The 20,941-nt window shown below is 67.3% G+C and carries 17 protein-coding genes; 2 read left to right on the top strand and 15 right to left on the bottom strand.

Annotated features, from left to right (window positions below; genetic code table 11):
• Positions 1-196: 196 nt before the first annotated feature.
• The 12 genes from ACFPN5_RS12850 to wrbA form a co-directional block, all read right to left on the bottom strand.
• The gene (locus ACFPN5_RS12850) at positions 197-682 is read right to left on the bottom strand and encodes a dihydrofolate reductase (protein WP_379783794.1); all 486 of its coding nucleotides are present in this window, start codon (positions 680-682) and stop codon (positions 197-199) included.
• 118 nt (positions 683-800) lie between these two features.
• On the bottom strand, positions 801-1,475 hold the full coding sequence (locus ACFPN5_RS12855) for an MOSC domain-containing protein (RefSeq protein ID WP_379783796.1): 675 nt from the start codon (positions 1,473-1,475) through the stop codon (positions 801-803).
• A gap of 29 nt (positions 1,476-1,504) precedes the next feature.
• Positions 1,505-2,299 (bottom strand): thymidylate synthase, encoded by a 795-nt coding sequence (gene thyA / locus ACFPN5_RS12860; protein ID WP_379783798.1) that lies wholly within the window; start codon positions 2,297-2,299, stop codon positions 1,505-1,507.
• Positions 2,300-2,332: 33 nt separating this feature from the next.
• The gene (locus tag ACFPN5_RS12865) at positions 2,333-3,415 is read right to left on the bottom strand and encodes a threonine aldolase family protein (protein WP_379783800.1); all 1,083 of its coding nucleotides are present in this window, start codon (positions 3,413-3,415) and stop codon (positions 2,333-2,335) included.
• 96 nt (positions 3,416-3,511) lie between these two features.
• On the bottom strand, positions 3,512-5,539 hold the full coding sequence (locus tag ACFPN5_RS12870; RefSeq protein ID WP_379783802.1) for a methyl-accepting chemotaxis protein: 2,028 nt from the start codon (positions 5,537-5,539) through the stop codon (positions 3,512-3,514).
• 89 nt (positions 5,540-5,628) lie between these two features.
• On the bottom strand, positions 5,629-7,488 hold the full coding sequence (locus tag ACFPN5_RS12875; RefSeq protein WP_379783804.1) for an ABC transporter transmembrane domain-containing protein: 1,860 nt from the start codon (positions 7,486-7,488) through the stop codon (positions 5,629-5,631).
• Between the two features lie 40 nt (positions 7,489-7,528).
• The gene (locus tag ACFPN5_RS12880; RefSeq protein ID WP_379783918.1) at positions 7,529-8,611 is read right to left on the bottom strand and encodes a lipocalin-like domain-containing protein; all 1,083 of its coding nucleotides are present in this window, start codon (positions 8,609-8,611) and stop codon (positions 7,529-7,531) included.
• Positions 8,612-8,616: 5 nt separating this feature from the next.
• Positions 8,617-11,178, bottom strand: a complete 2,562-nt coding sequence (locus ACFPN5_RS12885; protein WP_379783806.1) for an FtsX-like permease family protein — start codon at positions 11,176-11,178, stop codon at positions 8,617-8,619.
• Complete coding sequence (locus ACFPN5_RS12890; RefSeq protein WP_379783808.1) at positions 11,166-11,609, bottom strand: DUF4124 domain-containing protein; 444 nt, start codon at positions 11,607-11,609, stop codon at positions 11,166-11,168. Before ACFPN5_RS12890 ends, ACFPN5_RS12885 begins: the two co-directional genes overlap by 13 nt.
• Positions 11,610-11,622: 13 nt before the next feature.
• A complete protein-coding gene (locus tag ACFPN5_RS12895) occupies positions 11,623-13,032 on the bottom strand; it encodes an FAD-binding oxidoreductase (RefSeq protein ID WP_379783810.1) in 1,410 nt (469 codons plus the stop codon).
• Positions 13,033-13,038: 6 nt separating this feature from the next.
• Positions 13,039-13,437 (bottom strand): DUF2069 domain-containing protein, encoded by a 399-nt coding sequence (locus tag ACFPN5_RS12900; protein WP_379783812.1) that lies wholly within the window; start codon positions 13,435-13,437, stop codon positions 13,039-13,041.
• Entirely contained in the window at positions 13,437-14,069 is a 633-nt protein-coding gene (gene wrbA, locus ACFPN5_RS12905) for an NAD(P)H:quinone oxidoreductase (RefSeq protein ID WP_379783814.1), read from the bottom strand. The genes ACFPN5_RS12900 and wrbA overlap by 1 nt, the downstream gene beginning before the upstream one ends.
• Before the next feature lie 202 nt (positions 14,070-14,271).
• Between wrbA and ACFPN5_RS12910 the strand changes: the two genes are divergently transcribed.
• Positions 14,272-15,648, top strand: a complete 1,377-nt coding sequence (locus ACFPN5_RS12910) for a YihY family inner membrane protein (protein WP_379783816.1) — start codon at positions 14,272-14,274, stop codon at positions 15,646-15,648.
• Between the two features lie 17 nt (positions 15,649-15,665).
• On the opposite strand, the gene ACFPN5_RS12915 is transcribed toward ACFPN5_RS12910, so the two are convergent.
• Positions 15,666-16,475 (bottom strand): alpha/beta fold hydrolase, encoded by an 810-nt coding sequence (locus tag ACFPN5_RS12915; RefSeq protein ID WP_379783818.1) that lies wholly within the window; start codon positions 16,473-16,475, stop codon positions 15,666-15,668.
• Positions 16,476-16,489: 14 nt separating this feature from the next.
• Positions 16,490-17,800, bottom strand: a complete 1,311-nt coding sequence (locus ACFPN5_RS12920) for an O-acetylhomoserine aminocarboxypropyltransferase (protein ID WP_379783820.1) — start codon at positions 17,798-17,800, stop codon at positions 16,490-16,492.
• Between the two features lie 217 nt (positions 17,801-18,017).
• Here ACFPN5_RS12920 and ACFPN5_RS12925 point away from each other — a divergent pair, with 217 nt between their 5' ends.
• Positions 18,018-18,470 carry a CBS domain-containing protein gene (locus tag ACFPN5_RS12925; protein ID WP_379783920.1) on the top strand — a complete coding sequence of 151 codons (453 nt, stop codon included), beginning with the start codon at positions 18,018-18,020 and terminating at the stop codon, positions 18,468-18,470.
• 64 nt (positions 18,471-18,534) lie between these two features.
• Here the strand turns inward: ACFPN5_RS12925 and ACFPN5_RS12930 are convergent, their stop codons facing one another.
• Positions 18,535-20,775, bottom strand: a complete 2,241-nt coding sequence (locus ACFPN5_RS12930; protein ID WP_379783822.1) for a putative bifunctional diguanylate cyclase/phosphodiesterase — start codon at positions 20,773-20,775, stop codon at positions 18,535-18,537.
• Between the last annotated feature and the right edge of the window lie 166 nt (positions 20,776-20,941).

A 20,941-nucleotide genomic window follows, 5' to 3' on the forward strand; every position in this document is an offset into this window, starting at 1 on the left:
GGGTGTGCGGCTACACCCTGAACGATGCGTCCACGAGGCCCTAGCGCCGCCCACGCGTTCAACCGGCGGGCGAGACCTCGCGACAGATCACGGGCTGGTTGAACGCGTGGGCGGCGTTCAGGCAAGCGGCTCCTCACCCATCCGGGTCGAGCCGCGCCACCTTACAGGTCTATGCATGTATCTCGACGAAAATAGTTCAGCCCCTGCGCACGTAGGTCACGTACGCATAATCAAAGCCGTTCGTTTCCGAACGATGCCGTTCGCGCGCGGCCTCCCTCCACACGGCCGGGTCGATCGCCGGAAAGAAGGTATCGCACGCGAACGTATGGTCGATCTCGGTCACGATCATGCGGTCGGCCAGGGGCAGCGCCGCCTCGAACACCTGGGCGCCGCCGATGATGCTCGCTTCCTCCTCGCCGACCATGGCAATGGCCGCCTCCAGCGAGGTCACCGCCTCGACGCCCTCGTGGCGCCAGTCGGCGTTGCGGGTGACGACGATATTGCGCCGCCCCGGCAATGGACGCCCGATCGAATCGAAGGTCTTGCGGCCCATGATCATCGGCCGCCCCAGCGTGACGCGCTTGAAGTGCGCCAGGTCTTCGGGCAGGTGCCAGGGCAGTTTGTTGTCGACGCCGATGCCGCGCTGGGCATCGATCGCCACGACGAGAGTCAGTTGCGTCATCGGGCGCCTCGCACGCGGTGAAAGAGAATCGGGGTAGGGAAGCGCATGCCGGTGGTCCTTGTACTGTGAAGTCGGCAGATGGTGTCGCTCGCAGCCGTCCCTGTCAAGTTCAGACCCGCTAAAAAAGATCGAACAGGCCCGCGCCATCCCACCGCGGCAGGGTGCTGGCCGACTGCGAGGTGACGGCTTTGCCGGCATACCGAGGCCCCAGCCCGACGATCACGCGCGGGAAGGCGCGGCAGTAGGACGACTGGATGCCGGCCAGGCGCGCCAGCTGCCTGTATTCGATCGCCGAGCCTGGCGGCACGGCATCGAGCACCAGCGCGACCCGGGCACGCCAGTCCTCCGGCCAGGGCGGCATCCCGCTGTCGAGCGCGCGTATCGTGTCGCCGCGCCCGATGCGTCCGCCGCAGAGCACGCGTGCCAGCATGCCGCGGCTTGCGCCAATGGCTCGTGACAGTCCCGGCCGCTGCGTGTCGAGCCCACCGCAGGCTTCGCACTGGAACATCAGCCGGATCGTGGCCTTGCTGCCGACCTGCAGGACCGTTCCGGAAGCGAGGCGGGAGGTGTCGATGTCGACCAGCAGGTTCTCGCGCAAGGCGTGCGGCGGCAGCGCCAATGACGCATACACGTGGCTACTGGCGAATAACAGCTGGCGCGGCGACAGGGCGTGGGCATGCATGTCGCCCTGCAGGCCGGTGCCGGCGAGCGCCTGTACCTGCTCGACCGGAATGGGCGCGGACGTGCCCAGGGGACGTACGGCGAGGGCCTGGACCGACCCGAGGATACTCATGGCGCCGGCCGCGCTGGCTGACAGCAGGGTTACACCGCCACCGGCGCCTTGATCGCCGGATGCGACTGGTAATCGACAAACTCGAAGTCCTCGAAGCGGTAGTCGAACAGCGACTCTGGCTTGCGCTTGATGACCAGCTTCGGCAGCGGCAGCGGCTCGCGCGAGAGCTGCAGGTCGGTCTGCTCGAGGTGGTTCGAATACAGGTGGCTGTCGCCGCCGGTCCAGACGAAGTCGCCCACTTCCAGGCCTGCCTGCTGCGCCATCATGTGGGTCAGCAGTGCGTAGGAGGCGATGTTGAAGGGCACGCCGAGGAAGATATCGGCGCTGCGCTGGTACAGCTGGCAGGACAGCTTGCCGTCCGCGACATAAAACTGGAACAGCGCGTGGCAGGGCGGCAGCTTCATCTGCGGCACGTCGGCCACGTTCCAGGCCGAGACGATCATGCGGCGCGAGTCGGGCGTGTTCCTGATCTGGTCAAGCACCTGGCTGATCTGGTCGATGTGCGCGCCCGACGGGGTCGGCCAATTGCGCCACTGGTAGCCGTAGATCGGACCCAGCTCGCCCTCGGCATCGGCCCACTCGTCCCAGATCGAGACGCCGTTGTCATTCAGGTAGGCGATGTTGGTCGAGCCCTGCAGGAACCAGATCAGTTCATGGATGATCGATTTGAGGTGGACCTTCTTGGTGGTCACCAGCGGAAACCCGTCCTGCAGGTTGAAGCGCATCTGGTGGCCGAACACGGACAGGGTGCCGGTGCCGGTGCGGTCGGTTTTGAGCGCGCCATGCTCTTTCACATGGCGCATGAAGTCGAGATATTGGCGCATTGCTAGCCTTCAGGGGAAACCCGGCATTGTATCTTATGTCAACGCTCGGGCGAAGATCGCCAGGGCTTCCCGCAGGCGGTCGTCCGGCATGTCCAGCAAATTATCGCCCACATACAGCTCGAAGTAGCTCGTATCGGGCAGCACGCCATTCGACACTCGGTTGAACAGCCAGATGCCGTGCCGTTCGGCCAGCTCCGCGCGGATCGCCAGTGCGCGCTCGCGGCTCACCGGCAAATGCAGGTGCAGCATGTTGGCGGCCGGGGTGGCCGGGTTGACGCGGATGAGCGGGTGATCGCGCAGCGCCTCATGCAAAAACTGGGTGCGCCGGAAATAATCGGGCATGGCGGCCAGGCGCGCGTCGAACTGCATGCTTGCTGCGACCACATATGGCGAGCGGTGCACGACATTGCCGCCCTGGCGCCGGAACCACTCGGCGGCGCGCTCGACAAACTCGCGGCTTCCCGCCAGCATGGCGCCGCCCAGGCCGCCGATGCCCTTGTACAGCGACACGTAGACCGAATCGAAACCGGCTGCAATCTCGGCAACGCTGCGGCCATAGCCCGCCGCCGCTTCCCACAGCCGCGCGCCATCCATGTGCAGGTGTGCGCCGCGGCTTCTGGCGTGCAGCTTGATGGCCTCCAGCTCTTCCCAGCTCGCCACCTGGCCGCCGATCTCGCGCATCGGGATTTCGATGCCGATGGCGGCCAGCCTGTCCGGCACCGCCTCGAGGTCGGCCACGTCCCATGGGCGATTGCGGTCGCCCACCTGCAGGGCGTCGAAGTGGCCGAGCAACTGGTAGTTCGAGCGCTCGTGGACGAAAATGTGGGAAGTCGGGTGCAGCGCGGCGGGCCTGCCGCCACGGTCCTCGCAGGCCAGGCGCAGCGCCGTGACCTGGGCCATGGTGCCGCTGATGCAGAACACGGCGGCCGGGAAGCCGAGCAGGGCGGCGACCTTGTCTTCGAAGCTTTCGATGAGGTCGCCGTTGCCGTAGACGTCGTGCTGGACGCCGTTCTGTTCGCACCAGGCTGCCATGGCGGCGAAGGTCTCGGCGGGCGTGCGGGCGCGGTGGCCGGGGAAGACGGTGTGGCAGCGGCGGATCAGTTCGGCATCAAGCAAGGTCGGCTCCTGGGGTGGGGCTGTTACTCTACACCGAAGCGGGGGCGGCTGTCATTGCATCTCCCCTACGTCCCGGCGGCAGAGAGCGCGGCTCGATCAGCCGTGGCTGAGCGCCTCCCTACGCACGGGCTGCGCCAGCGCCGGGGCGCCGGCCGCCTCGTCCAGCCTGAACAGCCGCACGGCGCGCGCCAGCTCGGCGGCCTGGTCCTGCATCGCCTGGGCGGCGGCGCTGGCCTGTTCGACCAGCGCGGCATTGTGCTGGGTCGATTCGTCCATCTCGCCGATCGCGCGGTTGACCTGCTCGATGCCGCTGCTTTGTTCAAGGCTGGCGGCGGTGATGTCGGCCATGATGCTGGTGACCCTGCCCACGCCCGCCAGCAGGTCGTTCATCGTCACGCCGGTTTGCGTGACCAGCTTGCTGCCGGTGTCGACATCCAGACTGGACGCGGCGATCAGCGCCTTGATTTCCTTGGCTGCCGCCGCGCTGCGCTGGGCCAGGTTGCGCACTTCGGTGGCGACGACCGCGAAGCCGCGCCCCTGTTCGCCGGCGCGCGCCGCTTCGACGGCGGCGTTCAGGGCCAGGATGTTGGTCTGGAAGGCGATGCCGTCGATGACGCCGGTGATCTCCGAAATCTTGCGCGAGGACTGCTGGATCGATTCCATCGTGTCGACCACCTGCGCGACCATGCTGCCGCCTTTCTGCGCAATGCCGGAGGCGCTGACTGCCAGCTCGTTGGCCTGGCGCGCGTGCTCGGCGTTCTGGCGTACGGTCGTCGTCAGCTCGTCCATCGAGGAGGCGGTGCTGGCCAGGCTGCCGGCCTGCTGCTCGGTGCGGGCGCACAGGTCCAGGTTGCCGGAGGAGATTTCGTCGGACGCGGTCGCGATCTGCTCGGCGCCGACCCGCACCTTGCCCACCACCATGGAGAGGTTGCGGCTGATGCCGTTCATGGCGTCGGCCAAGCGGCCGATCTCGTCGTTGCGGCGGCGTTCGACCTGCACCGTCAGGTCGCCGTCGGCGATGCGGACGGCGGCGTCGCGGGCGGCGACCAGCGGACGGGTGACCGAGACGCGCACGAATGCGTACAGGGCGGCGGCAAAGGTGGCCAGCGCGACCAGACCGAACAGGAAGTAGCGGTTGCGCAGGGCGCGCGCCTGCGCCGTGATTTCGTCGCGGTAGGTACCGCCGGCGACCACCCAGTTCCACTGCTTGAACGGGGCAAACGCGACCACTTTCTCGCGTGGCGCCGTCTCACCCGGGTTTTGCCACTCGTAGGAGGCCGTGCCGGATTTCTTTTCCAGGATCTCCTTCACAAAAGCACGGCCGTCGGCGGCGCGGCTGTCGAGGATGTTCTCGCCTTCGCGCGCCGGGTGCACCACCAGGTCGCCGTATTGCTTGCCCGGCGCCGAATTGAGCACGTAGAAGTAACCGGTCTCGCCGACCTTGATGGCGCGGATGCGTTCCTTGAGCAGCGCCAGGTCGGCGCTGATGTCGACCCCGACGTAGAGGGCGCCGACGATCTTGCCGGCAGCATCCAGCACCGGTTCGTACTGGGTAATGAACTGCTTGCCGAACAGGCTGGTCATGCCGACGAAGGTTTTGCCTTCGCGCAGGAGCGCATAGGCCGGGCTTGCGCGGTCGAGCTGGGTGCCGACAGCACGCTCGCCGTTCTCTTTTTTCACCGAAGTGCTCACGCGCACGAAGTCGTCGCCCATGGCGGCGAAGATGGTCGCGTTGCCGCCGGTCTCGGCGCTGAATTTGTCCGGCGCGCTGAAGTCGAGGTTAAGCGACTGGCCGTCCTGCTTGAGCGCAGGCACGCTCTTGCCGCCGATGTTGACCGTGTTTACCTCGTCGAGCTCGAAGCTGCTGCCGAAATCGGCCCGGAAGATCTTTCCAAAGCTCACCGCTTCGCTCGACACCGTCTTGTTGAACAGCTCGACGGTGTTGATGACGCCGTGCAGCTCGTTCTGCATGTTCTGCGTCGCACGCTCTTCCAGCAGCGCGGCGGTGGTGATGCTGATCGTCAGGACCAGCGCGGCAATGATGGCGCCGACCAGGGCAAACGAGAAGGCACTGATCTTCGTGCCCACGCTCCAGTTGGCAGGGTGATATTTATTGTTCGACATGACATGCGAAGAGGATGGGGATGGCACCCATCATAGTCGTATCTTGCCGTGCATCAACAAAAAAATAACAAGATGTTCACCGAACTGTGTCAGTTTGCAACGTTCGATGCGGGGTGTTCAACATGAACGTTATGGAACTGTAAAGCCGCCAATTTGGCATAGATGCCGCCCATGGCCACCAGCGAGGCATGGGTGCCGGATTCGACCACGCGCCCGTCTTCCATCACCACGATGCGGTCGGCGCGCTGCACGGTCGCGAGGCGGTGGGCGATGACGACGGTCGTGCGGCCGACCATCGCCGCCTCGAGCGCGCCCTGCACCAGGCGTTCGGATTCGGCGTCGAGCGCGCTGGTGGCTTCGTCGAGCAGCAGCAACGGCGGGTTCTTCAGCAGGGCGCGCGCGATCGCAATGCGCTGGCGCTGGCCGCCCGAGAGGCGCACGCCGCGTTCGCCGAGGAAGGAGCGGTAGCCCTGCGGCAGGCGCTCGATGAACTCGTGTGCCGCGGCCATTTTCGCCACCGCGATGACCTCGTCATCGCTCGCTTCGGGACGGCCGTAGCGGATATTTTCCATCGCATCGGCCGAGAAGATCACCGTGTCTTGGGGGACGATGCCGATCGCCCCGCGCAGCGTGTGCAGGTCGAGGTCGCGGATGTCGACGCCGTCGAGCGTGATCGCGCCCGCCTGCGGATCGTAATAGCGCAGCAGCAGCTGGAACAGGGTGGTCTTGCCGGCGCCCGAGGGGCCGACCACGGCCACCGTTTCGCCGGGGCGGATCGAGAGCGACACGTGCATCAGGGCTGCCGTGTCCTGGCGCGACGGGTAGGCGAAGGTCACGTCCTGCAGGGCGAGCGCGGCGCCATTCGAGGAACGCTTTGGTAATGCTTTCGGATGCGCCGGGTTGCGGATGTCGGCCCGGGCCGAGAGCAGTTCCAGCAGGCGCTCGGTGGCGCCGGCGGCGCGCTGCGCTTCGCCCATCACCTCCGACAGGGCGCCGATGGAGCCGGCCACGATCGCCGCATACAGGATGAACTGGCCAAGGTCGCCGCTGGTCATCTCGCCGCGCAGGACGGCATGCGCGCCCAGCCACAGCACGAAGACGATGGTGCCGAAGACCAGCACGATGGCCAGCATGGTCAATAGTGAACGGGCGCGGATGCGCTGCATCGCCGCCCCGAACGCGCCCTCGACCGTGGCGCCGAAGCGCTCGGCCTCGATCGACTCGTGGGTATAGGCCTGCACGGTCGGCATGGCGTTCAGGATTTCGCCGGCCAGGGCCGAGGCGTCGGCGATGCGGTCCTGCGAATCGCGCGAAAGCTTGCGCACGCGGCGCCCGAACAGCACGATCGGCACGATCACGGCCACCAGCAGGCCCAGGATGATGGCGGTGAGCTTGGCGCTGGTGACGAACAGCATCGCCAGGCCGCCCAGGAACAGCAGCGTGTTGCGCAGCGCGAGCGAGATGCTGGTGCCGACCACGGTCTGGATCAGGGTGGTGTCGGTGGTCAGGCGCGACAGCACTTCGCCGGTTTGCGTGGTCTCGAAAAATTCGGGACTCTGGTGGACCACGTGGCGGTACACGGCGCTGCGGATGTCGGCCGTCACGCGCTCGCCCAGCCACGACACCATGTAGAAGCGTGCGGCCGTGGCCAGGCCCAGCACGGTGGCGACGCCGAACAGGGCCAGGAAGGCGCTGTCGATGTGACGGATGCCGGCGCTGCTGGCACCATCAGCCGTACTGCCAAACCCGAGGTCGATCATCTGCTTGAAGGCGGCAGGAATCGCCAGCGTGGCGCCGGCCGCGAACAGCAGGGCGATGCCGGCGAGGACGAACTGGCGGCGGTAGGGTTTCAGGAAGGGCAGCAGGCCCTTGAATGCCGCGAGGCTGCCTTTGGCCGGGGCGGGCGCCGAGGCGGAAGATGGGGTAGTGCTGGGGGAACGCTTCGTCATCGTGTCGCTTGTTGTTGTTCTGTTCTGTTTCTGTATTGGTTCAAAGTTTCATCGGCCGCACATAGCCCGTCATCTCGAGGTAGCCGCGCCCGGCCGGCACGCCATCGCGCGCCACCGTCACCGCGCCCTCCCAGTAGACGGCGCCGGTCGAGCGGCGCGAGTCCAGCTCCTGGTCGTTCTGCAGGGGGGCGATTTGCCAGCGCGTGGCGCCCGTTGCGATGATGGTCGCGACCGGGTACTCGGCATTCGTGCGCGGCGACTTCCACCGCGCCTTCGGCGTGAAACTGACCTGCTCCGGCGCGTAACGCGTCACTTTCCCGCCGCGGTCGCGCACCGTCGCGTGCGCCCATAGTTTATCACCGTCCTGTTTATTACCCTTCTTGCGGATCTGGAAAGCCATCAGCGCCGAGCCGTCGTCGAGGTTGGCGCCAACCCAGTCCCAGCCGCTTGCCTCGGGCTGCAGCGCTTCGCTCGACCATTCGTGATCGAGCCAGGCGCTGCCGGTGACCGGTCCGGCGGCGCCGGCGCGGCCGGCCGTGCCCGCGACCTTCAGGTGCGGCTGGCTGTAGTAGTAGCTCGCGTGCTGCGGCGCCGGGCCCTTGCGCGAGTAGCCGTTTTCGCCCTGCACCAGGGTCGGCTGGGTCGGCGCCAGCGTCAGCTCGAGCGTGAGCTCGCTTGACTTTACGCTGACGCGGTAGCTGCCGTCCGGCGCGCGCGTCATGCGCCAGTCGTCGAGCTTCAGGTCGGTGTCGCCGGCCTTGGCCCAGGCCAGCCCGAAGCCCTCGCGCGCGCTGCGCTCGGCGTGCACGAGGCGCCCGTGCGCCGGGTCGGACACCGCAGCGTGGCCGATCACCAGCTGGTGCGGCGCAAAGGCGCTCGGGTTGGCCGGGTCGTGTTCGGTGCGGCTGCGAAAGAAAGTCACCTGGAAGCCGAGCGGCTTGCCGGCGGCGGTGTTCAGCCAGCCCGTGACATACCACCACTCGGTGCGAAATTCCGGATGGGCGCCGAAGTCGGCCGGAAAATTCAGGGCGCGCACCGGTTTCACCGGGGCAAACGCCGGCGGCGCGGCAAGACACCCGTTGGTCAACAACAGCAGCAAAACGGCGAATAGCCGCAGTTTCATCATCATCACCAGTCCTCCCTGACGGCACGCACCGGCCCGCCGGATAATGCAAAGCGTCCCGAGACCAGGGCGGTGGCGACCGACGCGGCAACCAGCACGAAGGCCACTGTGCCGAGCAGCCCCCAGGGCAGGTGCAGCCCCATGGTCCAGTGGAACGACTGCGGGTTGACGACAAAAACCAGGATCAGGCTGATCACCAGCCCGAGCGCGAAGCCGCAGGCCACGCCCAGCAGGGTGAGCAGGCCGCCCTCGCAGGCCAGGATGCCCAGCACCTGGCGTCGCGTGACGCCGACGTGGCGCAGCATGCCGAACTCTTTCGCGCGGGCCAGCGTCTGCGCCGAGAAGGTCGCCGCCACGCCCGACAGGCCGATGACGATCGCGATCGCCTCCAGCAAGTAGGTCACCGCGAAGCTGCGGTCGAAAATCTGCAGGCTCATCGCGCGGATTTCGCCGGGACGGGCCAACTGCAGCGCGGGGCCGAACGGGAGTTTGCGCAATGCCCCTTCGATGGTGTCGGTGGCCGCCTCGCTGCCGGCGTAGATCGCGGCGTCGGTGACCTCGTCGGCGCCGGTCAGCGCGCGGTAGTCCGCCAGGCGTACCACGACCGAGCCGGACTGGTTGGCATAGTCGCGCCACACGCCAGCGACAAAAAATGGCGCGGGCCTGCCGCCGAGTGGCAGCAACAGGGTCTGGCCGACCTGCGCGCCGTACAGGTCGAGCATGGCCTCGGACACCCAGGCCGGCCGTGCGCCTGGCGGTACGGGACGCGATTCGCCGACCAGGAACAGCAGGCGACCGGGGTCGGCGGCATCGATGTCGCGCGCGATCAGCACCACGTCCGGGCGGTTCGATGCCAGCGAGATCGGCCGCGTGCGCAGGAACTGCACGGGGTTGCCGCCGGCCGCGCGCAGGATCGCTTCCTGTTCGGGTTTGCCGAAGAAGCCGGAGCTGCCGCCGGAGGCCGTGCGCACGTACAGGTCGGCCGGCAGGATGTGGCGCATCCAGTCGTCCACCGAAATGCGGAAACTCGCCACCATGATCCCCATCGCGACCATCAGGCTGAAGCTGGCCAGCACGCCGCCCAGGGCGATCGAGGCCTGGCCCGGGGAATTGGCCAGGCGCGCCAGCGTCAGCGCCAGCACCGGTGGAGCCTTCGGGTGGCGTAACAGCGGACGGTTCAGCAGGCGGAAGGTGGAAGACGCCAGGCGCGGCATCAGGCCGATCCCGCCGACCAGCAGCAGGGCAATCGCAACATAGCCGAACAGCGGCAACTCGAACACGGGCGGCGCCAATGAGAACGCGCCCGCCAGCAGCAGGCAGGCCAGCGAGGGCCAGACGCGCGACAGCCGTGACAGTGCGGCTTCGTCGTTGCCGGACTTCAGGGCCACGGCCGGGCGGGCGCGCGCCGCTTCCAGTGCCGGCGCCAGGCAGCCGAGCAGGGCCACGCCCAGGCCCAGGGCGAAGAAGACGGCGGCTGCGACCGGCGTGAACACGACCTGCGGTTTGATGCCGGGGAAGTAGCCGGCGCCGAGGTCGCCGCCGAACAGGCGCAGGGCGGTGGCGGCGAGCGCGTAGCCGGCGGCCACGCCCAGCGCGGCGCCGATCACGCCCAGGCTCGCGCCTTCCACTAGCACCTGGCGCAGCAACTGGCGGCGCTCGACGCCCAGCACGCGCAGCAGGGCGAACTGGCTGCGCCGGCGCATCACCGACAGGGCCTGGGTGGAGAACACCAGAAAGGCGCCGGTGAACAGGGCGACCAGGGCCAGCACGGTGAGGTTGACGCGGTAGGCGCGGCTCAGGTTGTTGTTGCGGCTTTCCTGGTCGCTGTCGTTCGGTTGCTGGATGCGGAAGCGCCCGGGGAACTGGCGCTCGAGGTCGGCCGTCAGTTTCTGCTCGAACGCGGCCCGGTTGGCGCCGTCGCGCAGTCTCAGGTCGACCCGCGACAGGCGCCCGAGCTGGCCAAAGCGCCATTGCAGGGCGCCGATGTCCATCACGCCGAAGCGCTGGCCGGGCCGTGCGCGCGCCACCGGGCCGGCGACGCGCAGCGAAAAGTCCGTGGTGCCGGCGCGCAGGGTGAGATTGTTACCCGGTGGCGCCTCCTTGCCCAGGTTCAGCCAGCTTTGCGCCGCCGGCGACAGGAAGATGGTGGCGTCGCCCAGCACGTCGCTGCCGCGTCCCTCGGCGGGCACGCCGAGCAGGTCGGGCGCAATGTAGCCGGCGCGCAGCGGATCGATGCCGACCAGGCGCAGCGAGCCTTTGGCCGCGGGCACGGCGGCCTGCAGCTCGAGCACGGGGGAGGCCAGCGCCACCCCCTCGTACTGGGCCAGCACCGGGTAGATCGATTCGTCGAAGGTGGCTTCGCGCCCCAGCACCTGGATGTCGGCCTGGCCGGACAGGCTCTTGATCGCCGCAGAAAATTCATTAAAGGCGGCCGCGTTGATCAGGTGGATGGCAAAGCCCATCGCCACGCCGACGGCGATCGCCGCCACCGCCAGCACGGCGCGCACCGGGTGGGCACGCCACTCGCCGAGCAGCAGCCAGCGCGAAAGGACGCTCAGGCCGGACATTCCACCGCCAGCGCCTCCGCCTGCCGTTTTGCCTTCAGCCGCGCCGCGTGCGCGGCCTCGCGCCCGGCGCGCGCCAGGTCCTCGTTCAGCCACCTGGCTTTCAGGCGCAGGCGCTCGCATTTCTGGCGCTGGGTTGCCGCGGCCCGGGCCGCGCGTTCCCGTTCGCGGTCCTCCAGCACCGCGCGTGCATGGCGTCCCTTTTCCAGTTCCGCCAGCCTTGCCTTGTCGCGTTCAAGTTTTGCGGCGGCCTTGCCGGCATCGGCCGGCGCCGGTGGCACGCTGAGGACGGTGGCCGTGCCATGCGCGCACGGTTGATCTGCGTAGCTGACCTTGCCGCCAACCGTACATTTGTACACCGGCTGTGCTCCTGCACCGCCTGCCACTCCCGATGCCAATAAGCACGCCGCCATCACCGCCATGATGCGTCCCATTTTCTCTCCCGGTTCATAGGATTTTGCCGGGGTTCATGATGCCGAGCGGGTCGAGGGCGGCTTTGATGGCACGCATCATGTTCAGCTCGACCGGGTCCTTGTAGCGTTTCAGGTCGTCGACCTTGAGCGCGCCGATGCCGTGCTCGGCCGAGATCGAGCCGTCGAAGGCAACCACGCTGTCGTGGACGATGCGGTTGATCGCCTCCTGGTTGGCCAGGAAAGCCTCGTGCGCCACGCCTTCCATCGGCGCCACGTTGTAGTGCAGGTTGCCGTCGCCCAGGTGGCCGAAGCAGACCACCTGGCAGCCGGGAAAGGCCTCGGCCAGCCGCGCGTCGGTGGTGGCGATGAAGTCGGCGATGCGCGAGATCGGCAGCGACACGTCATGCTTGATGTTCTTGCCGGCGGCCGCTTGCGCCAATGAAATGTGCTCGCGCACTTGCCACAGACCGCCCGACTGGGCCGTCGACATCGCCACCACGGCATCGATCGCCAGCCCGCCCTCGAGGGCCGCCTCGATGCCGGACTCGAGCAACCGGATGGCGTGTTCTTCCGATTCGCTGCTCGACACTTCCAGCAGCGCGTACTGGGCGTGCGTGGCCGCAAACGGGCGCGGCAGGTGCGGGAAATGGTGGGCGACCAGGCGCAGGCAGAAGTCGGACATCAGCTCGTAGGCCGTGAGGCTCGGGCCGCACACGTCCTGCATCAGCGACAGCAGGGACAGGGCGCGCGCCGGCGAATCCATTGCCACCAGCGCGGTCGTGGACGCCTTCGGCTGCGGGTAGAGCTTCAGCACGGCCGCCGTGATGATGCCGAGCGTGCCTTCGGCACCCACGAACAGTTCGCGCAGCGCGTAGCCGGTATTGTCCTTGCGCAGGGCGCGCAGGCCGTCCCACACTTCGCCGCGGGGCGTGACGACTTCCAGGCCCAGGCAGAGTTCGCGGGTATTGCCGTAACGAAGTACCGCGGTGCCGCCGGCATTCGTCGACAGGTTGCCGCCGATCGTGCAACTGCCCTCGGCTGCCAGCGAGAGGGGAAACAGCAGGCCGGCATTGCTGGCCGCGTCCTGGATCTCCTGCAGGATGGCGCCTGCCTGCACCAGGATGGTGCGGTTGGTCGGATCGACCTCGAGGATGCGGTTCATGCGCCGCAGCGACAGCACGACCGCCTCGCCGCTGGCATCGGGCACGCTGCCCAGCACCAGCCCGGTGCGCCCGCCCTGGGGCACGATCGGCACCCGCGCCGCTGCGCATGCGGCGACCAGTTGCGCCACCTCCTGCGTGTCGGCTGGCAGCAGCACCGCCCTGGCACGGCCCGTGAAGCGGCCGCGCCAGTCGGTGAGGTAGGGCGCCATTGCCGGCGCGTCCGCCAGCACCCAGGGCGCGCCGACAATGCTGCGGCAGCGCCCGACGAATTCGTCCGTCATGCGTCCTCAGTCATGCGGCACTTTCACCTTGTCGAGCAATTCCTTGGCCAGCTTTTGCGCGGCCTTCTTGTAGGGGCGCAGGTAGAGCAGGGCGCAGGCAAAATACACGCACACCAGCACCACTTCGCCCATGGCCATGAAGCGCGAGACTTCGTTCGTATCGCTCCAGGCGCGCACCGCGCCTTCGGCGAAATACACGAGGATGACCATCGACGACCATTGCAGCGTGTACAGGTCGCGCCTGATGACGCCGCGCAGGGGAACGAGCAGCGGCAGGGCTTTGAGCGCGAGCAGCGAGCCGCCCGGGTGCAGCGGGGCGACCCACATTTCCCAGGCCACCAGCCAGCCGATCAGCCATACCAGGCTGGCGATGGCGCCGGCGAGAAAAAGCTTAGGGGTTTGCATCAGCGTGGTCCGTACAGTTGTGGTTGCAAAGGAGCTTGCAACCTGGCGCCAGCCTCGGCCAGGCGGCGCCCGAGTGCGATCGCAAGGCGTTTTTCGTCTTCGGTGACCGCCTTGTCGCCGTCGATCCCGGCCCAGTGGGTGGCCCCGTAGGGGCTGCCGCCGCTGGACGTGGTCATCAGTTCCGGATGGGTGTAGGGCAAGCCCATCACCATCATGCCGTGGTGCAGCAGCGGAATCATCATCGACAGCAAGGTCGCCTCCTGGCCGCCGTGCAGGCTGCCGGTAGAAGCGAACACGACCGCAGGTTTGCCGGACAGGGTGCCGGCCAGCCATTCGGCTGCGGTGCCGTCGAGGAAGTATTTCATTGCCGCTGCCATGTTGCCGAAACGCGTGGGCGAACCCAGCGCCAGTCCCGCGCATTCGGCCAGGTCTTGCAGCTCGACATAGGGGGCGCCGCCATCGGGAATGGCGGGCTCGGTTGCCTCGGTCACGGTCGAGACTGCCGGTACGGTACGCAGGCGCGCCTCGACACCGGGGACGCTCTCGACGCCCTGCGCGATCAGCTCGGCCAGTTTGCGGGTAGCGCCATGGCGCGAGTAGTACAACACAAGAATTGTCAGGGTCGGGTTCATCGTTGGTATTATAGAATGCTTTGCTGAAATGACATGCTTAGAGCGCCTAACAAAACCTCCATAGCTGCGTTGCAGCTCCTCGCCGTACAGTCGTACTGTCTTCGTCGCCGCGTCGGGAGGCCGCATCCCTTGCCCTGAAGGTTTTTTCAGGCGCACTTATGCTAATGCTCTGGGCGAATCCACACGCGAATTAAGACGACCGATGTTCTCCAAAACAGTGCACGCGATTTCGCGCTCCTCCAACGACATCGTCAACCTCGGCGCCGAGCGGATGCGCGGCCTGACGCTGGGCGAAGCGCGCGACCTGGTCCGCTTTGCGCGACGCCGTCTGCGTGAGGAAATGTTGCCGCAAGTGGCAGGCAGCCTGACCTTCACCACCACCCTCGCACTGGTGCCGCTGCTGACGATTGTGTTAGCAATTTTTACCACGTTTCCGATTTTCGGTCAGCTCCGCACGGCCCTGGAAACGTATTTCGCCCAAGCCCTGATGCCGAAGGCGATATCGAACACGATCATCGCCAACCTGACCCAGTTTGCCGACAAGGCCAAGGGCCTGTCGCTGCTCGGCGCCGTCATGCTGTTTTTCACCTCCACGGCCATGATGGGCATGATCGAGCGCGTCTTCAACCAGATCTGGCGCGTGCGCCGGCCGCGCCCGCTCATGCAGCGCATGCTGGTGTATTGGGCGCTGATCACCCTCGGTCCGCTCCTGTTCGGCCTGTCGATCTCGTTCACCGGCCAGCTGTTCACGGCCACCGGCGGCATGGCGCAGTCGGTGCCGCTGCTGGGCAGCGCCTTGTCGACCCCCCTCGCGACCGTCTTCTCGACGCTGGCCTCGCTCGCGCTGACGACCGGCGCCTACACGCTCCTGTACGTGACCGTGCCGAACCGCAGCGTCGACTGGCGCGATGCACTGTGGGGCGCGCTGGCGGCGGCCATCGCGTTCGAGCTGGCCAAGCGCCTGTTTGCCCTCTTCATCCGCCAGTTCCCGACCTACGCCATCATTTACGGTGCACTGGCGGCGCTGCCGCTGTTCCTGTTGTGGATGTACCTGTCCTGGCTGATCACGCTGCTGGGCGCGGTGCTGGCCGCGGCGCTGCCGACGGTCAAGTACGAGCGCTGGTGGCATGTGCCGGCGCCGGGCGGCGCCTTCATCGATGCAATGGCGGTACTGAAAGTACTGCATGGCGGTGCCCATGCGACCGGGTCGGCGCTGGTGCCGGCTGGCGCGATCCGCGCCCATACGCGCATCGGCTACGACGAACTCGACCTGCTGCTCGAGCAGATGGCGGCGGCAGGCTGGGTCGGGCGGGTTCAGGCGGAAGGGGCGCCAAGTGCGCGCTGGACCGGAGCCGCCGTCGAGTCATGGGTATTGCTGGCGGACGCCGACAAGCTGCGCGTGGCCGACGTGTACCGCCTGTTCGTGTTCGGCGGCGCCCACGCCGACCTGGCGCCGGCCGCACGCCAGGTGGCGGGCTCGCCGCTGTCGTTTGATCCGAATGAGCTGGCGCGCCAGGTCGAGGGCGCCGTGGCGCAGGGGCTGGAGCAGCCGATCAGCGCGTATTTTGCGGGGCGGTAAGGTAGTTCAGGCCCGGATCAGTCGAGCGAGGCGGCAAAGCCCGCCAGCGCACCGAGCACCGCATCCGGCTGTTCGCTCATCAGCGAATGCCCGGCGTCGACCTGCACCACCTTGCCGTGCGCGATCGCAGCCGTCAGCAGTTTGGTCGAGCGCGGCGGCGTCATCATATCTTGCCGGCCGAAAATGAACAGGGTCGGGGGGCGTACGCTCGCTGCCGCGGCCTCGCCATTCGCGTACGCATTGCAGGCCGAGAAATCCGTATGGAAGAGGTGGTCGGGATTGATGGCCGACATGCGCGCCATCAGCCGCTGCGCGCCCCCCATCACCGAGAAGCCCGGCACCGGGCTCGCGAGCTTGTGCGCCATCGTCGAGTGCGACCAGATGTTGACCATGTCGATCGCGGCCGCCTCGTCGTCGCGCGAGGTGGCGAGCAGGGCGTCCGATACCTTCATCGGGTAGGTCGTGCCGAGCAGCGCCAGCGCGCGCACACGCTCTGGAGCGCGGTGCGCGGTTTCGAGCGCGATCAGCGAGCCCATGCTGTGGCCGACCAGCAGCGCCCTCGTCACGCCGGCCTGGTCCAGCACCGCCAGCAGCCAGTCGGCCATCGCTTCGACACTGGCCAGTGCCGGCCCCGCGCTGCGGCCATGCCCCGGCAGGTCGACCGCCAGTACGCCATGGCCATGGTGCGCGAACCAGCGCGACTGCAGCGCCCACACCGAGTGGTCGTTCTGCGCGCCGTGGATGAAGACGACGGTCGGGAGTTGCGGGTCGAATGCCTTGCCGCCCGTGTAGCAATAAGCGGCCTTGCCCTGAAGTTCGAGGATCACGCTCTTTCTCATCCTTAGGCTCCTTTCTGCGACGCCTTGAGCGCGCGCGCCAGGTCGTCGATCAGGTCATCGGCGTCTTCCAGGCCGACCGAGAGGCGCATCGTGCCTTCCGTGATGCCGGACGCGGCGAGCTGCTCGGCCGGCACCCGGAAGTGCGTGGTCGAGGCCGGATGGATGACGAGCGACTTGGCGTCGCCCACGTTCGCCAGGTGCGAAAACACCGTCAGGGCGTCGACGAAACGCCGTCCCGCCGGGCGCCCGCCCTTGAGCACGAAGGTGAACACGGCGCCACAGCCCTTCGGCAGCAAGCTGCGGGCGAGGGCGTGGTCGGGATGGCTCTCGAGCTCGGGATAGGACACCGACTCGACCGCCGGGTGCGATACCAGGTAATCGATCACGCGGCGCGTGTTGGCGACGTGGCGGTCCATGCGCAGCCCCAGGGTCTCGATCCCCTGCAGCACGGCGAACGCGTTATGCGGGCTCATGACGGCGCCGAAATCGCGGAGGCCCTCGCGCCGCGCGCGCAGGGCAAAAGCGCCGACGGTCGACTCCTCGGTGAAGACCATGCCGTGGAAGCCCTCGTAGGGAGTGCACAGTTCGGCGAAGCGGCCGGTGCGGTCGTGGGCGCGCTGCCAGTCGAAAGTGCCGCCGTCGACCAGCAGGCCGCCGATGGCCGTGCCATGGCCGCACAGGAACTTGGTGGCCGAGTGAAAGACTACATCCGCGCCATGCTCGAACGGACGCAGCAGGTACGGCGTGGTGAAGGTGGCGTCCACCATCAGCGGCAGGTCGTGCTCGTGGGCCAGCGCCGCGATGGTGGGGATGTCGAGCACGTCCAGGCCCGGATTGCCCAGCGTTTCGCCGAACAGCAGTTTCGTCTCGGGGCGGATTGCGGCGCGCCAGGCGTCGATGTCGCGCGGGTCGACGAAAGTCGTCTCGATACCGAAGCGCTTCAGGGTATAGGCCAGCAGGTTGTGCGAGCCGCCGTAGAGCGCGCGCGAGGCCACAATGTGCGAGCCGGCCCCGGCGATGGTGCACAGGCCCAGGTGCATCGCGGCCTGGCCGCTGGCGGTGGCGATGCCGGCCACGCCGCCCTCGAGCGCGGCGATGCGCTCTTCCAGCACGGCGTTGGTCGGGTTCGAGATGCGCGAGTAGACGTGGCCGCTGCGCTCCATGTTGAACAGCGAGGCCGCGTGGTCGGCGTCCTTGAAGACGAACGAGGAGGTGAAGTGGATCGGCGTGGCGCGCGCGCCGGTGGCCGGGTCGGGCGCGGCGCCCGCATGCAGCGACAGCGTATCGAAGCCGGGGTAACGTGGACCGCTCATGGTGTACTCATCAAGGAAGGAACGATGGGCGGCATCGTAGCATTCTTGATGACGGATGCACATCATTCATCAGTGGCCGCGGCTTCTTCTGCCTGTGAATCTGGATTTTCTGCTAGGCTTAAGCTACATTCGTGTTATGCCTTATGCAAAGATTAAAACAGAGACTTAAACAAAGAAACTACTAGTGAATACATTAACTGACGCCGGGGTGGCCAATATGAAAGTTTCGGAAATCCTGCAGGTGAAAGGCAACATCCTTTATACGGTGACCCCGGAGACGCTGCTGGCCGACGCGGTCAATACGATGTCCGAGAAGGACATTGGCTCGCTGGTGGTGATGGAGTACGGCGACCTGGTCGGGATGCTGACTTTCCGCGAAGTGATCAAGGTGCTGCATGCCAACGGCGGGGCGCTCGGCGCCGGCACCGTGCGCAAGCATATGGACGACAGCCCGATCACGGTCACCCCCGAAACCGAAGTGAACGAAGTGCGCCGCATGATGCTGGAAAAGCACGCGCGCTACCTGCCGGTGATGGACGCCAAGACGCTGCTGGGCGTGATCTCGTTCTACGACGTCGCCCGCGCCGTGCTCGAGGCGCAAAGCTTCGAGAACCGGATGCTCAAGGCGTATATCCGGGATTGGCCGGCGGAGCAGGCGGCGGAGGATTGAGGTAGCGTCGCTCCGGTTTTGTAGGGTGGACGGGTCTCCCGTCCACCCTACGGGCGTCATCCTGTTACGCGGCCCGATCCTGCTGACCACCCAGCCACTCCAATAAGGCCTGCGGCGACAGCGGCCGCGCAAACAAATAACCTTGCGCCAGCGGGCAGCCAAGCGCGTGCAGGATCTGCGCCTGGCGCTCGTCCTCGACGCCCTCGGCAATCACCGACAGGCCCAGGTTGCGTCCGAGCTGGATTACCATGGCCGCGATGCTGCTCCCGCGCGCCGAGCCGGTGATCTCGGTGACAAAGGTGCGGTCGATCTTCAGCCGGTCCACGTTCAGGCCCTGCAGGTGCGACAGCGAGGAAAACCCGGTGCCGAAGTCGTCGATCGCGATCGATACGCCGGTGCGCTTGACCTGCGCCAGCATCTCGACCAGCTGCTGCGGCTCTTCCATCGCCATCGATTCGGTAATCTCCAGTTCCAGGTAGCGCGCCGGCGCGCCGGTGTCCAGCAGGGCGCTGCGCAGCACCTCCATGAATTGCGGATGGCGGAACTGCGCCTGCGAGACGTTGACCGACATCGTGAAGTCGAGCTGGCCGGCGGCCCGGATGCGCATCAGTTCGGCGCAGGCTTCGCGCAGCACCCAGGCGCCGATCTCGACGATCAGGCCGGAATGCTCGGCAATCGGGATGAAACGGTCGGGCGGCACATGCTGGCCGTCGGCAGTGCGCCAGCGCAGCAGCGCCTCGGCGCCGAAGGGCCGGCGCGTGGCCAGGTCGACCTGGGGCTGGTAAGCGAGGAACAGTTCGCCGCGCTCGAGGCCGCCGCGCAGCGCGTGCATCATGCGCACCCGCTCGCGGATTTCGACGCCCATGCCCCGCGAGAAAGTGAAGTGCCCGCCGCGCTGCTGCGACTTGGCGCGCTTGAGGGCAATGTCGGCGTCCTTCAGCGCATCGGCACCGGCGCCGTCGTGATCAAGCAGCCGCACCAGGCCGAGCGTGCTGGAGGCCTGCACGGCGTGGCCGTCGATCGAGAACGGCGCGTCGAACAGGGCGTGGATCGTGGCCGGCGTGTTGAGCGCGCCGTCGCCCAGCACGGCAAAGGTATCGCCGCCGATGCGTGCCACGAACAGGCGCGGATGCAGTTTCGCCTGCAGCCGCTCTGCCACGGCGACCAGCAGCAGGTCGCCGAAGCCATGGCCGAGGGCGTCGTTCGACGCGGCGAAGTGGTCGAGGTCGACCAGGGTCAGGACGATGTCGTTGGCACGGTCGCCGGCGGCGGCAACTGCTACTGCCCCATCCAGTTCCTCGACCAGGCGGGTACGGTTCGGCAGGCGCGTCAGGCTATCGAAAAACGCGGCATCGTTCAGGCGCCCGACCAGTTCCAGGTTGTCGAGCCCCACCGAAACGACGCTGGCAAACACGCGCAGCAGGCGCCTCGCGCCTTCGCTCACGCTCTGGCGCAGAGGGATCGCGGCGGCGAAGTCGCGCCCGGATTTGCCGGGGAAATAAAGGGAGAGGCAACCGGGGCCGAAGCCGATGCTGCGTTCGTCGAACGCGCGCCGCAGGCTGGCGGCAATGCGCGTATCGACGTGGACCTCGGGCGGGCCGCCTTCGAGGTCGCGCCCGCTGCCCTCGCCGCCGAGCACGCGCAACTGGCCGCCGTCGCGGGTGCACAGCACGCCGTCGGGCTGCTGGCCGAGCAGGGCGGCGGCCTGCACCAGCACCGAACGCGCCACTTCGTGCGGGCCGTGCAGGGTCATGAATTCGGCGCCGGCGTGGACGATGCGCTCGAGCCCGGCGCGGCCGACGCTCAGGGCGCGCAGCTGCTGGTAGCAGCGCACCGCGGCGGCCACCGCCGTGTACAGCCCCGTGCGCGTGAGCCCGGACCGGGTCTGGACATCGTGGATGTCGAGGTCGCGGATGGCGTCGATCCCGGGTGCACTGTCCCCGTCTGCGCGCAGGATGATGCGCGCTTCCAGCATGCCGAGCGTTTCGCGGATGTGGCGCACCAGGTGCAGGCCGGCGTCCGGCTGCCCGGCGCCGACGCCCTGCAGGATCACGGCGATGTCCGGCTCCTGCGCCAGCAGGGCGTGCGCTGCCGTGCTTGAGGCGGCATGCAGGAATTCGAACGGCCGGCCCTGGACGTCGAGGCCGGCGAGGGCGGAAGTGGTGGTGGAGTGGACAGCGGCGTCCTCGTCCACGATCAGGACGCGCCAGCTCGGCGGGTAAGCGGGGGCGATGGACGCCTTGTCCAGGAATGCCAGGTCGTCGCGTGCGGCGGCACCGACTCCAGGCGTAATCGATGCGGGCATTATTATTCCGTCTCCAGGCTTGGGCTCTGCATTTCGTACCCGGGCAGTATAACGGCTATTACTTATTTGAACGGAAAAAAATTGCCGTACGGCAAAAAATAGTCGTCCGCGCCGTGCGGCGAAGGCCTTTCCTTCGTCTTTTGCGGCTTCCGTCCCGCACTTGCCG

The sequence above is a fragment of the Massilia niabensis genome, assembly GCF_042655085.1.
Taxonomy (GTDB): domain Bacteria; phylum Pseudomonadota; class Gammaproteobacteria; order Burkholderiales; family Burkholderiaceae_D; genus Telluria; species Telluria niabensis.